Consider the following 14,940-nt stretch of genomic DNA (forward strand, 5'->3'; position numbering starts at 1 on the left):
TTAGGCAGATGACGCTTGGCAAGTATTTAGGGTGATGTTATTTTGCCATCAATTGAATTGCCCTCTCTCAAATTGCCCGGTCTCTCGCAGGAAGCTCGAGCCTGACATCTGCAGGAAAGTGTCGTGTCCGATCCCGTTCATGCTTCTGCCCAGGCTCTAGTGTCCTGTGACCGGCTGACCCTGTTGCCCGACCGGCGACAATTTCTCACCGACCTTGGCCATCTGTTGCTGCAGCATCCGGGAGCGTCCCGCCACCTGGTGCTGATCGATGCCGTGGATACCGCCTGGGCCCATGACATGACGCTGGCCCTGGGCATGGTCCCATTCGAGAACCTGTTGTGCTGCATAGCCCGTCGGCTGCTGCGCCTGCGCGCGGGGCAGGGCCCGGTCTACCACATCGGCCGCAAGCGTTTCGCCTTCGTGCTGGACGCCGAGCATGCCGATGTCGGCGGCTATCTCGACATGCTGGTACACGCCTTGCGCTGTCCCACGCAGATAGAAGGCATGCCGGTTCGACCCACCGTGCGCGCTGGCGTCACGCCATTTCTGATCAGCTTCGAAGCGATCCGCGATGCACTGCGCAAAGCCATGTACGCGGCCGAACTGGCGTTGCTCGGCGGTCAGGCGTGGGCGTGGTACGACCCCGTGCGCGACAACGCCTATCGCAGGTCCTTCCGACTGGCGTCCGATGTGACCCAGGCGCTGCGCGACGGGCAACTGCGATTGGTGTTCCAGCCCCGCTTCGCCTTGCCCGAGGGTGATCAGGTCAGTGCCGAAGCATTGCTGCGCTGGGAGCATCCACGGCTGGGTCCGGTTTCGCCCGCCGAGTTCATTCCGGTGCTTGAAAAGAGTGCGTTGATCCATAGTGTGACGCGCTGGGTCATCGACGCAGCCTTGGCCAAGCTGGCCCAATGGCCTGCAACGGTGCTGACCAAACTGTCGCTGAATCTTTCCGCGCTGGATTTCGACGGCCACGACATCACTCAGGTCATCAGCGCGGCCTGTCGCACCTACGGCATCCACCCCGAGCGCCTCGAGGTCGAGATTACCGAAGGCGAGTGGCTGCGTTCCAACCCACTGGTGCTGACACAGCTGGCCTCCATCCGCGAATTGGGCGTGGATGTAGCGATCGATGATTTCGGCACCGGCTACAGCAATTTCTCCTACCTGCACGAAATACCCGCCAACGTGGTGAAACTCGACAAGTCGATGATCACCGGCATGGAGCACAGCCCGCGGCATCAATTGATCGTCCAGACGGTGCTGGAACTGGCGCGCAAGCTGGGCTACCGCACCGTGGCCGAAGGCGTCGAGACCTTCAAGTGCATGCAGATGATCCGCGCCCTGGGCTGTGATGAAGCCCAGGGCTACTTTTTCGCCCGGCCCATGCCGGAACAGGAATTTCTCGGTTGGAGCGGCGCATCGCGCTTCCCATTGCGCAAATTACTGGTGGCAACGCCGGCCTGATCGGTACCGTTGGCACCCTTGGTGGCGAGAACTGAAAATAGACTTTACTGTTCATGCATACAGTAGTAAAAATGCAGCCATGAACAGATCACTCCCACTCACCTATTTTCATTCCCCCAGCAACCTGGCCTCGAGGGCAGGGCAGTGATGGGCGCCGTGGTCAGCCTGGACGGCCTGATCGACCAACGCCGCATCTGGCGCGGACGTCAGGAAACCGCTCCCAGCGGCTTGCAGCCCACCGGTCATGCTGCCCTCGATGCCGTGCTCCCCAACGGTGGGTGGCCTCCGGCGGCACTCAGTGAAATCCTGCTAGCCGCCAACGGCAGTGGCGAATTGCAGTTGCTCTGGCCGACCCTGGCGCGCTTGAGCCAGGCGGGCGAACGAATCGTATTGATAGCACCGCCGTTCATTCCCTATCCCCATGCCTGGATGGCGGCGGGTGTCCGTTTGCAGCATCTTTGCGTGCTCAAGGCCCAAGGCAAGGATGCCTTGTGGGCTGCCGAGCAATGCCTGCGTTCCGGCAGCTGCGCAGCGGTACTCTGCTGGCCGCAGAACCCTGATGACAAGGCCTTGCGACGCCTGCAGGTGGCGGCAGAAACCGGCGAGACCCTGGGCTTTGCCTTGCGCGAACAGCGGGCGGCGCTCAACCCGTCACCGGCAGCGCTGCGGCTGTCGCTGCATGCGCCTGCAGGGCAGGTGCAGGTACTCAAATGTCGCGGCGGGATACCGCCCGCGATGCCCGTCACCTTCGTCAGTTACGTTTGAGATTGCCATGCTGTGGGCCTGCATTCTGCTGCCGCAACTGGCGCTCGACGCCGTGCTGCGCCAACGCGAAGACCCACAGCAACCGCTTGCCCTGGTCACCGGCCCGCTGCAGCGACGCGTGCTGCAAGCAGTCAATCCGGCGGCACGTGAACTGGGCCTGAAACCGGGGCAGTCACTCACCGCCGCCTACATGCTCAGCCGTGATTTCGCCACCGCACCCTACGACCCGGCCCAGATCGAACACTGGCAGCGTTTCCTGGCTGCGTGGGCCTATCGGTTCAGTTCCCAGGTCAGCGTGCATTACCCCCGGGTCCTGTTGCTCGAAGTGCAGTCGACCCTAGGACTGTTCGGGCCATGGCCGCAGTTCGAGGCGCGGTTGCGCAGCGAACTCGATGCCCTGGGCTTCCGCCATCGCATCACCCTGGCCCCCAACCCGGCTGCGGCACGCATGCTGGCCAACGCCTATGACGGTCTCAGCGTCGAGGATCAATCGACGCTGGCCGATGTTCTCCAGCGCCTGCCGGTGGAGCGGGTCGGGCTCGCCGCCGCCGATGCCGTCGCCCTCAAGCGCATGGGTATGCGCCATCTGGGCCAGGTGTTGGCGCTGCCCAGGGCGCAACTTGCCAGGCGCTTTTCGGCCCAGGTGCTCAGTCATCTGGACACCCTGCTCGGGTACCGGCCCCTGGCCCTGGAATTCTTCATTCCTGCAGATGTATTCGATCAACACATCGAACTCAACTTCGATGTGGAATCCCATCAGGCGCTGCTGTTTCCCCTGCGGCGCCTGATCAACGACCTGGCGGTGTATCTGGCCGGGCGGGATGTTGGGGTGCAGCGTTTCACCCTGCATCTCAAGCATGCCGAGGGCGAGGACACCCTGGTCGAAGTCGGCTTGCTCGCTGCCGAGCGCGACGCCGCGCTGTTGTTCGAACTGGCCCGCGGGCGCTTCGAGCATCTGCAGGTGCCCCGGCCTGTGCAGGTGGTACGGTTGAGCGCGCTCGATCTGCCGCGCTTCGTACCTGCCTGCAAGGAGCTGTTCGACCAGCGACCGCAACAGACCCAGCCCTGGGAGCAGTTGCGCGAACGCCTGCGAGCACGCCTCGGCGACGATGCTTTGCAGGATCTGCGCGCCCACGCGGACCATCGCCCCGAGCGGGCCTGGCGCAACGATGGTGCTTGGGTGCCGGCCTCTCCAGACCTGGGCGCAGCCCGTCCAGGCTGGTTGCTCGAACAGGCCGAGCCTTTGCCCGCGCAGGGCCTGCGTGTGCTGGCGGGACCTGAGCGCATTGAATCCGGTTGGTGGGACGGTGGCGATGTGCGCCGCGACTACTATCTGGTCGAAACTTCGGCAGGGCGACGGGGCTGGGCCTACCGCGCAGTGGGCGATGACCCTCAGTTGCTGTTGCAGGGTTGGTTCGCATGAGCCAGGGCTACGCCGAGCTGCATTGCCTTTCCAACTTCAGCTTCCAGCGCGGCGCGTCCAGCGCCCAGGAACTGTTCGCCAAGGCTGCGGCGCTGGGCTATCGAGCGTTGGCGATCACCGATGAATGCACCATGGCCGGTATCGTGCGCGCCTGGCAGGCTGCCCAGGCCCATTCGATGACGTTGATCGTCGGCAGTGAAATGCGCATCGAACAAGGCCCCAAGCTGGTGCTGCTGGCGCAGAATCTCCAGGGCTACCAGGCCCTGTGCCGCTTGATCACCCTGGCTCGAAGGCGCGCGAGCAAGGGCCAGTACCGGTTGCTGCGTGATGACCTCGACGAGGTCGAACGCGACGGCTTGCTGGCATTGTGGATAGCCGATGAACCCCACGATCTGGCCCACGGCCATTGGCTCAAGGGGCGTTTTGCCGAGCGCCTGTGGGTGGCCGTGCAGTTGCACCGCGGCGCCAATGACCAGCGGCGCCTGCAGAATCTGCTGGGCCTGGCCAAGACCCTGGGCCTGCCGGCCGTGGCCTGCGGCGACGTGCACATGCATGCCCGCGGCAGGCGTGCCCTGCAGGACACCATCACTGCCATACGCCATCACGTGCCGGTGGCCGAAGCGGGGCATGTGCTGTTCGCCAACGGCGAACGCCATCTGCGCGGGCTGTCTCAACTGGCCGACATCTACCCCGTCGCGCTGCTGCAGGAAACCTTGAATATAGCCCGGCGTTGCCGCTTCGACCTGGGCCAGCTGCGCTATCAATATCCGTGCGAGCTGGTGCCGCGTGGCTACGACGCCGGTGCCTGGCTGCGCCACCTGAGTGCCCAGGGCGCGCGCTGGCGCTGGCCGTCGGGAGTGGACCCCGAGGTGCAGGCATTGCTCGACAAGGAACTGCAACTGATCATCGAGCTGGGCTATGAAAGCTATTTCCTGACCGTCCACGACATCGTCCGTTTTGCCCGCGAACGGCACATTCTCTGCCAGGGACGCGGCTCGGCCGCCAACTCGGTGGTGTGTTTCGCCCTGGGCATCACCGAGCTCGACCCGCGTGAAACGCACATGCTGTTCGAGCGCTTCATCTCCAAGGAACGCAACGAACCACCGGACATCGACGTGGATTTCGAACACGAGCGGCGCGAGGAAGTGCTGCAATACGTGTTCCGTCGCTACGGTCGCGAGCGTGCCGCCCTGACCGCAGTCGCCAGCAGCTATCGAGGGGCGGGCGCGGTGCGTGATGTGGCACGGGCATTGGGCCTGCCAGCAGATCAGATCACCGCCCTGGCCGATTGCTTCGGGCGCTGGAGCGACCACCTGCCACCGCTCGAGCGATTGGTGGAGGCCGGCTTCGAAACCCAGAGCCCGGTGCTCAAGCGGGTGATGGCGCTGACCGAGCAGCTGATCGGTTTCCCTCGTCACCTGTCCCAGCATCCGGGGGGCTTCGTCATTTCCGAACACCCGTTGCACACCCTGGTTCCGGTCGAGAACGCCGCCATGGCCGAGCGCACGGTGATCCAGTGGGACAAGGATGACCTGGACGCCGTGGGCCTGTTGAAAGTCGACATTCTGGCGCTGGGCATGCTCAGCGCGATCCGCCGCTGTTTCGATCTGGTACGCGGCTACCGTGGCCGTGAACTGACCCTTTCGACCTTGCCCAAGGAGTGCCCGCAGACTTACGCCATGATCAGCCGCGCCGACACCATAGGCGTTTTCCAGATCGAATCGCGGGCGCAGATGGCAATGCTTCCGCGCCTCAAGCCGAGGACGTTCTACGATCTGGTGATCGAAGTCGCCATCGTCCGGCCGGGGCCGATCGTCGGTGACATGGTTCATCCGTATCTGCGTCGGCGCAACGGCGAGGAAGCCGTGAGCTATCCCTCCGAGGCCCTGAAGAAAGTCTTCGAACGCACGCTGGGTGTGCCGCTGTTTCAGGAACAGGTGATGGAGCTGGCGATCGTCGCCGCTGGCTACACGCCAGGGGAGGCCGACCAGTTGCGCCGTTCGATGGCCGCCTGGAAGCGCCACGGCGGTTTGGAACCGCATCAGCTCCGCCTCACCGAAGGCATGCTCAAGAACGGCTATACCCGTGAGTTCGCCGAACGCATCTTCGAGCAGATCAAGGGCTTCGGCAGCTACGGTTTCCCCGAGTCCCATGCGGCCAGTTTCGCCTTGTTGACCTACGCCAGTTGCTGGCTCAAATGCCATGAGCCGGCAGCCTTTGCCTGCGCCCTGATCAACAGTTGGCCCATGGGCTTCTACAGTCCCGATCAGATCCTCCAGGATGCACGTCGCCATCATCTGCAGATCTTCGCCGTGGACGTGTGCCACAGCGACTGGGACTGCAGCCTGCAGCCCGGCGAAGGTGGGCAACCGGCCATACGCTTGGGGTTGCGGATGGTCAAGGGCCTGCGCGAAGAGGCCGGTCGCGCCGTGCAGCAGGCTCGCCTTGGCGGCCCGTTCCGCGACGTGACCGACCTGGCCCGGCGCTGTGCGCTGGACAACCGCAGCCTGGAACAGCTGGCCGATGCCAATGCCCTGCTCGGCCTGGTGGGGCACCGCCATCAGGCCCGCTGGGATGTCGCCAGCGTCGAGCAACAGTTGCCGCTGTTCGCCGAAGTGCCCGGCCTGCGCGAAGAGCCCGTGGCCTTGCCGGTCCCCAGTGTCGGCGAAGACCTCTACGCCGACTATGCCAGCCTGGGCACAACCCTCGGTCCGCATCCGTTGGCCATGCTGCGCGAGCGTCTGCAAGCATTGCGCTGCCGCAGTTCTCATGACCTGCAAAGCCTGGCCCACGGCCGTCCGGTGACCGTGGCCGGGCTGGTGACGGGCCGGCAACGGCCGTCGACCGCCAGCGGGGTGACCTTCGTTACCCTGGAAGACGAATTCGGCATGATCAACGTGGTGGTCTGGCGCGATCTGGCCGAGCGCCAGCGGCGGGTGCTGGTGGGTTCGCAGATGATGCAGGTCAAGGGCCGGTTCGAGCACAAGGACGGCGTGCGCCACGTCATTGCCGGGCATATGGCCGATGTCAGCGCCATGCTCCATGGGCTGGATGTACGCAGCCGCGATTTCCACTAGCCAGGCTGCGCGGGCCAGGCAAATGCAGTATTGTTGTGTCCATTCGTAAAAGCCTGTGCTGTTCAGGCGATCGCCAAAGGGTAGAGGGTGTCATGGGTCACGAAAGCATCAACTGGGACAAATTGGGTTTCGACTACATCAAGACCGATCTGCGCTACCTGTCGCATTGGCGCGACGGTGAATGGGACCAGGGCAACCTGACCGAAGACAATGTGCTGCACATCAGTGAAGGCTCGACCGCGCTTCATTATGGGCAGCAGTGCTTCGAGGGCCTCAAGGCCTACCGTTGCAAGGATGGTTCGATCAATCTGTTTCGCCCCGACCAGAACGCCCTGCGCATGCAGCGCAGCTGTGGTCGCCTGTTGATGCCACAAGTGCCCACCGACGTGTTCATCGACGCCTGCCGCCAGGTGGTCGCCGCCAACGAGCGCTTCATTCCGCCCTATGGTTCAGGCGGCGCCCTTTACCTGCGTCCGTTCGTGATCGGCGTAGGTGACAACATCGGCGTGCGTACAGCGCCCGAGTTCATTTTCTCGATTTTCTGCATCCCGGTCGGCCCCTACTTCAAAGGCGGCATGAAGCCGCACAATTTCGTCATTTCCGGCTACGACCGCGCCGCGCCCAACGGTACCGGTGCCGCCAAGGTGGGTGGCAACTACGCTGCCAGCCTGATGCCGGGTTCCAATGCGAAGAAGGCCAACTTTGCCGATTGCATCTACCTGGACCCCCAGACCCACACCAAGATCGAAGAAGTGGGTTCGGCGAACTTTTTCGCGATCACCCGCAACGACGAATTCGTGACCCCGAAATCGCCATCGGTGCTGCCTGGCATCACTCGTCTGTCTTTGATCGAACTGGCGCAATCGCGCCTGGGCTTGAAAGTGATCGAAGGTGATGTGCTGATCGATCAGCTCGACCAGTTCAAGGAGGCCGGCGCCTGCGGCACCGCGGCAGTGATTACCCCGATCGGGGGAATCGAATACCAGGACAAGCTGCACGTGTTCTTCAGCCAGGAAGAAGTGGGCCCATTCACCCAACGCCTCTACAAGGAGTTGACCGGTATCCAGTCCGGAGACGTGGAAGCTCCACAGGGTTGGATCGTCAAGGTCTGATCTTCAGGGTAGGCCGGCACTTGGCGGCCTGCTTGCCCTGCATCCCGTAGCCGCTCGTTCGAGCGGCATCTTCATCAGTGTCGAGCATCGCGCGTCGACTCTGCATGCCTCAGGTCAAACCTTGCGATTTCAGCTCGCCAGCTGCGTCTGAAAAGAAATGCGTTGGAACTGCGTGCGCGCATTTTCCATGGCCTGTACTTCTCGTCGCTTGTCTGCCCGTATCAGCCCCACGAAAACGAAGGTCCCGAGTACGGACAGTGCGCACCAGCCCAGCAGAAAGGTAATCATGGGTCTCTCCTGTTGATCGCCCGCGCAGGGATGATCCCCTGCCAATTGCTTTATCGGCCTGATGGCACAATGCTTTATACCGTTCATCGGACCAGGTCAGCGTGGCGCCTTCAGGGAAATCCTCGACGGATGCAACGATAACCCTCCGTCGTACTCATACTGTAGGACACTTTTCGAGGGCAAGTAACGATGACGACGCCGGACAAGGATTACATCCAATGGCTGGTCGACCAGTCCATGCTGCATACCGCCAAACAGCGCGCCAAGCTGTATGCCGGACAAGCGCGGCTGTGGCAACGACCCTACGCCCAGGCCAGGCCTCGGGACGCATCAGCCATTGCTTCGGTCTGGTTCACGGCCTACCCGGCTTCCATCGTTACACGCGAAGAGGGCTCGGTACTGCAGGCCCTTGGCGATGAGACCCTGTGGCATGCGTTGTCCGAGATCGGCATTCAAGGTATTCACAACGGCCCGCTGAAACTGTCCGGCGGTCTGCGTGGACGTGATCGCACCCCCAGCGTCGACGGCAACTTCGACCGCATGAGCTTCGACATCGACCCCGAGCTGGGTACCGAAGCCGACATGATCCAGCTCAGCCGCATGGCTGCAGCGCACAATGCTGTCGTCATCGACGACGCGATCCCTTCGCACACCGGCAAGGGCGCGGATTTCCGCCTGGCCGAAATGGCCCACGCGGATTATCCAGGCCTCTACCACATGGTCGAGATCAAGGAAGAAGACTGGGGGCTGTTGCCTGAAGTGCCGGCCGGGCGCGACGCGATCAACCTGACCCCGGAAGTCTGCGACATTCTCAAGGACAAGCACTACATCGTTGGTCAATTGCAACGTGTGATCTTCTTCGAGCCCGGCGTCAAGGAAACCGACTGGAGTGCGACCCCAGTGGTGATTGGCGTGGACGGCAAGGCGCGACGCTGGGTCTACCTGCACTACTTCAAGGAAGGCCAGCCATCGCTGAACTGGCTGGACCCGACCTTCGCCGCCCAGCAGATGATCATCGGTGATGCCCTGCATTCCATCGATGTCATGGGTGCGCGCATCCTGCGTCTGGACGCCAACGGTTTCCTCGGCGTCGAGCGTCGAGCCGAAGGCCCGGCCTGGTCGGAAAGCCACCCATTGTCGGTGAACGGCAACCAGCTGTTGGGTGGCGCCATTCGCAAGGCCGGTGGTTTCAGCTTCCAGGAACTGAACCTCACCATTGACGACATTGCCTCGATGTCCCATGGCGGCGCGGACCTGTCCTATGACTTCATCACTCGGCCGGCCTATCAACACGCGTTGCTGCTGGGCAATACCGAGTTCCTGCGCCTCATGCTGCGTCAGGTTCACGCATTCGGTATCGACCCGGCCTCGTTGATCCACGCCTTGCAGAACCACGACGAGCTGACCCTCGAACTGGTGCACTTCTGGACGCTGCACGCCCACGACACCTATCTGTACCAGGGGCAGACTTTTCCCGGCAACATTCTGCGCGAGCATATCCGCGAGGAAATGTACGAGCGCCTGGCCGGCGAGCATGCACCCTACAACCTGAAATTCGTCACCAATGGGGTGTCCTGCACCACCGCCAGTATCATCACGGCGGCACTGGGCATCCGCGATCTGGAGGCGATCACCGATCAGGACATCAAGCAGATCCAGCACATTCATCTGCTCCTGGTGATGTACAACGCCATGCAACCTGGCGTTTTCGCGCTGTCGGGCTGGGATCTGGTCGGCGCGCTGACTTTGCCAGCCGAGCAGGTCGCGCACTTGATGGAAGACGGTGACACGCGCTGGATCCACCGCGGCGCCTACGACCTGGTAGGGCTCGATCCCGAGGCTGAATTTTCCGCGGGCAACATGCCGCGTCCGAAGACGCTTTACGGCAACCTGGTAGACCAGTTGCAACGCCCGGACAGCTTCGCTTCGCAGTTGAAGAAGATTCTGGCGGTACGACGTGCGTATGACATCGCCGCCAGCAAGCAAATCCTGATTCCGGATGTTCAGCACCCGGGCCTGTTGCTGATGGTGCACGAGTTGCCCGCCGGCAAGGGTACCCAGATCACCGCCTTGAACTTCAGCAATGAACCGATCGTGGAGACGTTGCATCTGCCGGGTATCGCTGCGGGACCTGTGGTGGACATCATCAACGAGCGGGTTGAGGGTGATTTGACCGAAGCCGGTGAATTCACCATTACCCTGGATCCGTACGAGGGTCTGGCTCTGCGTGTGGTGAGTGCCTCGCCCATCTGACCGGTTGCAGGCCCTGGTGTGTGATACGCGCCAGGGACTGCAAAGCCAGATCGCAGAAAGCACTGAGGGGAGCCTGGGCTCCCCTCAAGGGTTTGTTGCATGCTCTTTTTTATTATTGAGGGGCGACCTGTTGTTGTATTTGTCAGCCGTGGCCCTTGCCGCTTGTTGTGCGACCCCCAGGCGGGGTCAAGAGCAAACGTATTTTTTTGAGCGCTGATCTGCTTTTATCGTCGATCCAACCAGTGGGTAGCTACTGAGCGTAGTTTTGTTGTTCTCTACCTGGCTGCGGGGCTAGCCCCTGAAAAGCATTTCCTCTCCAAAAAAATCTGTTAGCTACGCCTCTGTCGCGTTTGTTCTTGTTATGTCAGAGTCGTTTCATCTTGTTCTTATTGGTTTATCGCGTTGTTGTTATTGTTGTACGTATGACATAGCAGGGCGCGTGCCAACTTTCACAAATCGTTTTAAATCAATAACTTGAATTTACTGACAATGCTGCGTGCGGCAGAGTGACGCAGATCTGTTCCCTTGTTACCCGTATTCGTTCCCGTGTCGGCATCACCGGTAACACTTTGTGTCTGCCGCCGGCATCAATCACGGTGCCCTGAGCTATGGGTTAACCCAGACTTCCACTCGACGGTTCTTGATCCGCCCTTCATCGACCGCGTTGGTCGCCACCGGCAGCTGCGCTCCAAAGCCCTGGATATCGCGGAAGAGCACGTCCGCCCTGGCCAGTTCACGGCGAACCGCCATGGCACGTAGCCGGGACAGCAGTACCGCGCGGGCGGAATCGTCCTTGGCATCACCGAACCCCACCAGTGTGGTCTTGTTCTGCAGCAGGTGATGGCTGCGCAGGTAATCCTGCACCCTCACCACATCGGCCATTGCCTTGTTATCCAGCGTGGCGCTGCCTTCGGCAAAACGGAAACTCACCGACAGACGCCGGCCCTCACGGGCCAACTGCCGGTATCGCATGGGCATGTCGGGCGAGGCGGGGACACTCATGGCTTGCACCGTTTGCGCCACGAAGCCTTGCTGGGCAACGATTGCCTGTCCCGGTTCGCTCTGCGCGAAAGCAATCAATGCGTCGGCCCATGGCGAGGGGCGCATTGGTGGGCTGTACAGGTACAGCCGGCGGCTCAGGGGGTAGTCCTGGGTTGCAATCAGGCTGACCGTAGGCGCCATGAACTGGCTGTCGCCATCTGCGATGGCCAGCGCGCGGGCACCACGTATCGAGGCCAGGCCGATGAAGCCAATGGCGTATCGATCGGCGCTGACCCGATCCGACAGCTGCTCGCTGGACTCCAGCCTGACCGCATGGGCCGTCAGGCGCCCGGCATGTGGGGTCAGTACCTGGTCGCGAAACGTCTCCCATGTGCCCGAGCGGTCATCGCGGGCCAGCACATGGATCGGGCCACGGCCACCTAGTACGTTCCAGTCGTTGATTTCGCCGCTGAATACCTGGGCAAGCTGGCGAGTGGTCAGCTGCCGCAGGGGGTTGTCGGGATGGACGATCACGGCCACGCCGTCGATGCCGATCACGTGTTCGGCGCCGAAGCTGCTCAGGTCGCCCAGGGGTGCCAGTCGGCTGCGCTCTTGGTCACTGATGGGCCTGGAGGAGGCGGCCAGATCCGCTTGCCCGGCCAACAGGCTGTCGAAGCCTGTGCTGGAGCCGTGGGCGCCGACTTCGAAACGCAACGCAGTACCGTTCGGCTCATGGGCGGTGATAAGCAGCTCGCCCGTGGAAGGATCGAGTGTCTGGACAGGGGCCAGGCCTCGGCTTTCGAGCAGGCCGCGTATGAGTGCCGGAACCAGCTCCGTACCCATGGTGTTGGAGCCCTGGATGCGCAAGGTGGCCGAATCGGCGAGCGCGCCCGTACTCAGGCTCATGCCCAGGCTCAGGATGCACAGAATGAGAAGCAGACGGCGCATGGCGGCTCACCAGGTCGGGAAGCCTCGCAGATTAAGACAGTGATGTTGCAGGGGGATGACGGGGGTGGTGGGTAGACCGCATCGAACCTTTCGCGGCCGACGACCGCTCCTACAGCGATTGGCGATGCCCCTGTAGGTGGTCATCGGCCGCGAAGGGCTTAACGCCGTCTTCGCTTGAAACTCAAACCTTGCGCTTGATCGAGATCGACGACGCCGCGCTGATCACCAGGTCGGCATAGCGTTTGCTGTCGCGTTCCGGTACCCAGCGCGAGCGGGATACCGCAAGGTTCACCGCCCCGATGCCCCGGCCATTGCCATCGACGATAGCCGCCGCCGTCGACACGTCGCCATAGAAAAACTGGTCTTCGGTATGCGCATAGCGGCGCTGGCGAATCTGCTCGATGCTGGCCCAGATCTGCTCTCGGTCGGTGATGGTCGCCGGCGTGTGCTGGACGAACTGGCTGCGGTCGAAGATAGCGTTCACTTCGTCGTCGCTGTAGGTCGCCAGCAGCGCCTGGCCCGGCGCGGTGCACCAGGCCGGCAGGCGAGTGCCGATGATGACGCTGGCGTTGAACACGTGTCGGCTGACGATCCGCTGCACATAGACGATGTCGGTGCCGTCGAGCACCGTCAGGTTGGTTGCCTCTTCGGTGTCCGCGCTCAACTGCTGCAGGTAGGGCGCGGCACGGGTCACCAGTTCGCTGGACGTCAGGTAGTGGTAGGTGAAGTCCAGCAGCCGCGGCGACAGCTCGTACTTCTTGCTGCTGTCCTTGTTCAGGTAGCCCAGGGTTGCCAGCGTATGAGTGAAGCGCTGCGCGGCGCTGAGGTCCATGCCGGTCAGCCCGGCGATGTCGGACAGCGATAACTGACGCTGGCTGCCGTCGAAGGCCATGAGCACTTTCATGGCCTTGTCGACGGACTGCACGTACAGCGAGGAGGCCGTTGGGTCGGCAGGAGGTTTCTTCGGGGTACTGGCCATGAACGCAACACATTGGTGAAAAAACCGATTATCCGGCAGTTACCCGGCACTTTCTATCGCTATTCACTAAACCGTTACCGCACAGGCCGCTCGCGGCCCATCGTTCAACTGCGACTGTCCCAGGCTTGGGTGACATCCTTGGGCAACAGGTGCTTCTTGATACGCTCACTGGGCGTCAGCTCGAACTGCTCCACTTGTTGGTAGTAGCGTGGTAACTGGTAGGAGGCGCAGCGCAGCGCGGCCCACTCGAGCATGGCCTGCCACTGCGCAGCAGTGCCGGCCTCCAGTTGTACGAACAGCAGAATCTCCTGCTCGCCCACCGCCGATTTGACGCCCAGCGCCGCGCAGGCTTTCACCGCAGGGTGGGCGCTGAACACCCGCTCCACTTCCCAGGCCGAAACGTTCTCGCCACGCACACGCATGCTGTCGGTGCGACGTCCGACGAAGAACAAGTCGCCCTCGGCATCCATGCGTGCCATGTCACCGGTGAACAGCCGGCCATCGCGCAGGGCGCTGGCGGTGGCTTCTGGGTTGTCCAGATAGCCGGGCAGGAAAACGCCTTCGACTTCACTGGACAGCACGATTTCCCCCAGTTGCCCCACTTCGACCGGCGTACCGTCACTATCCAGCAGTTCTAGGCTCAGCCAGGGCAAAGCGCGGCCGATCGAGCCCGGCTTGCCGGTACGGTTCAAGGTGGCGAAGCTGGAGCACTCGGTCATGCCATAGCACTCGCGCAGCGGACAACCGAAACGTTGCTCGATCGCTGCCCAATTGGTCAGGCTCACACCCGCACCCCAAAGGGTCCGCAGGCTATGCAGCACAGGCCACTGCTCGGCGGGCTGCTGCATGAGGATATCGATGATGCCTCCCAGGTAATGCAACTGGGTCGCCTGCACTTGCATGCACTGCGCCCAGAACTTGCTGGCGGAAAAGCGCTGCACCACGTTCAGGCTGACTTCGGCCAGAAACGGCATCAGCAGCATCTGCGCGCCACCGATATGGCACAGCGGCTCCCACAACAGCAGGCGGTCACCTGCCTTGACGTCGGCCACCTGCAGAACCGCCTCGCTGGCAATGCGCAGCATGCGGTGGGTGAACACCACACCCTTGGGCGCGCCGGTGGTGCCGGAGGTGTAGATCACGCAGAGCGTGGCATCGGCCGCGCTGTCCTCGAGCCGCAGCTTCGCTGCCGGGTAGGCCAGGGCCTGCTCGTGCAGCACGTCGATGCCGACACAGTCGAGCTGGGCGGCAGCGCTGTCCGCCAGGCGTTCGGCAAACTCGGCGTCGCCGACCACCAGGTCGGGACGCGCGTGCTCGAACGGGTAGTCCAGGCCAGGGCCGCGCAACTTGGTGTTGATCGGGATCCACACCAGGCCGCTGAGGATCAGCGCGTAGATCAACACGATCTGGTCGTCGCTGTTGCCCAGCATGACGGCTACCCGTTGTCCGGCGCGCAGGCCGCGTTCGGCCAGTACCTGCTGCAAGGCGGCGACCCGTTGGCGCAACTCCAGGGTAGCGAGCGATCGGCCCTCGAAGGTGACGCGCACGGCATGGTCGTCGATCAGCAGGCCGGCATGGATCAGCGGCGCGGTGGTGAGCTGATCGTGGCTGATGCGATGCGGGAAGAAGCGAGTGTATGGATGCATC

The 14,940-nt window shown here is 62.6% G+C and carries 10 protein-coding genes; 6 read left to right on the forward strand and 4 right to left on the reverse strand.

What is annotated here, in order from left to right:
• The first annotated feature begins 123 nt into the window (after window positions 1-123).
• The 5 genes from IFT80_RS03320 (at window position 124) to IFT80_RS03340 (ending at window position 7,844) form a co-directional block, all read left to right on the forward strand.
• A complete protein-coding gene (locus IFT80_RS03320; protein WP_342214327.1) occupies window positions 124-1,467 on the forward strand; it encodes a putative bifunctional diguanylate cyclase/phosphodiesterase in 1,344 nt (447 codons plus the stop codon).
• 147 nt (window positions 1,468-1,614) lie between these two features.
• Window positions 1,615-2,232, forward strand: a complete 618-nt coding sequence (imuA, locus tag IFT80_RS03325; protein ID WP_192136743.1) for a translesion DNA synthesis-associated protein ImuA — start codon at window positions 1,615-1,617, stop codon at window positions 2,230-2,232.
• Between the two features lie 7 nt (window positions 2,233-2,239).
• On the forward strand, window positions 2,240-3,655 hold the full coding sequence (locus IFT80_RS03330) for a Y-family DNA polymerase (protein ID WP_192136744.1): 1,416 nt from the start codon (window positions 2,240-2,242) through the stop codon (window positions 3,653-3,655).
• Window positions 3,652-6,732: an error-prone DNA polymerase gene (locus tag IFT80_RS03335; protein ID WP_192136745.1), complete on the forward strand. Its 3,081-nt coding sequence runs from the start codon at window positions 3,652-3,654 to the stop codon at window positions 6,730-6,732. The genes IFT80_RS03330 and IFT80_RS03335 overlap by 4 nt, the downstream gene beginning before the upstream one ends.
• 92 nt (window positions 6,733-6,824) lie before the next feature.
• Window positions 6,825-7,844, forward strand: a complete 1,020-nt coding sequence (locus tag IFT80_RS03340; RefSeq protein ID WP_122476961.1) for a branched-chain amino acid aminotransferase — start codon at window positions 6,825-6,827, stop codon at window positions 7,842-7,844.
• Window positions 7,845-7,973: 129 nt separating this feature from the next.
• Here the strand turns inward: IFT80_RS03340 and IFT80_RS03345 are convergent, their stop codons facing one another.
• On the reverse strand, window positions 7,974-8,132 hold the full coding sequence (locus IFT80_RS03345; protein ID WP_163007479.1) for a hypothetical protein: 159 nt from the start codon (window positions 8,130-8,132) through the stop codon (window positions 7,974-7,976).
• A gap of 189 nt (window positions 8,133-8,321) precedes the next feature.
• Here IFT80_RS03345 and treS point away from each other — a divergent pair, with 189 nt between their 5' ends.
• Entirely contained in the window at window positions 8,322-10,385 is a 2,064-nt protein-coding gene (gene treS, locus IFT80_RS03350) for a maltose alpha-D-glucosyltransferase (RefSeq protein ID WP_192057160.1), read from the forward strand.
• A gap of 606 nt (window positions 10,386-10,991) precedes the next feature.
• Here the strand turns inward: treS and IFT80_RS03355 are convergent.
• The 3 genes from IFT80_RS03355 to IFT80_RS03365 all read right to left on the reverse strand — a co-directional run bounded on the left by IFT80_RS03355 (window position 10,992) and on the right by IFT80_RS03365 (window position 14,939).
• The gene (locus tag IFT80_RS03355; protein WP_192136746.1) at window positions 10,992-12,314 is read right to left on the reverse strand and encodes a substrate-binding domain-containing protein; all 1,323 of its coding nucleotides are present in this window, start codon (window positions 12,312-12,314) and stop codon (window positions 10,992-10,994) included.
• A 181-nt stretch (window positions 12,315-12,495) separates the two neighbouring features.
• Window positions 12,496-13,293, reverse strand: a complete 798-nt coding sequence (locus IFT80_RS03360) for an IclR family transcriptional regulator (protein WP_197975699.1) — start codon at window positions 13,291-13,293, stop codon at window positions 12,496-12,498.
• A 104-nt stretch (window positions 13,294-13,397) separates the two neighbouring features.
• Window positions 13,398-14,939, reverse strand: a complete 1,542-nt coding sequence (locus IFT80_RS03365; protein ID WP_192136747.1) for an AMP-binding protein — start codon at window positions 14,937-14,939, stop codon at window positions 13,398-13,400.
• Window position 14,940: the final 1 nt, after the last annotated feature.

The sequence above is a fragment of the Pseudomonas sp. CFBP 8771 genome (genome assembly GCF_014841695.1).
Taxonomy (GTDB): Bacteria; Pseudomonadota; Gammaproteobacteria; order Pseudomonadales; family Pseudomonadaceae; genus Aquipseudomonas; species Aquipseudomonas baltica.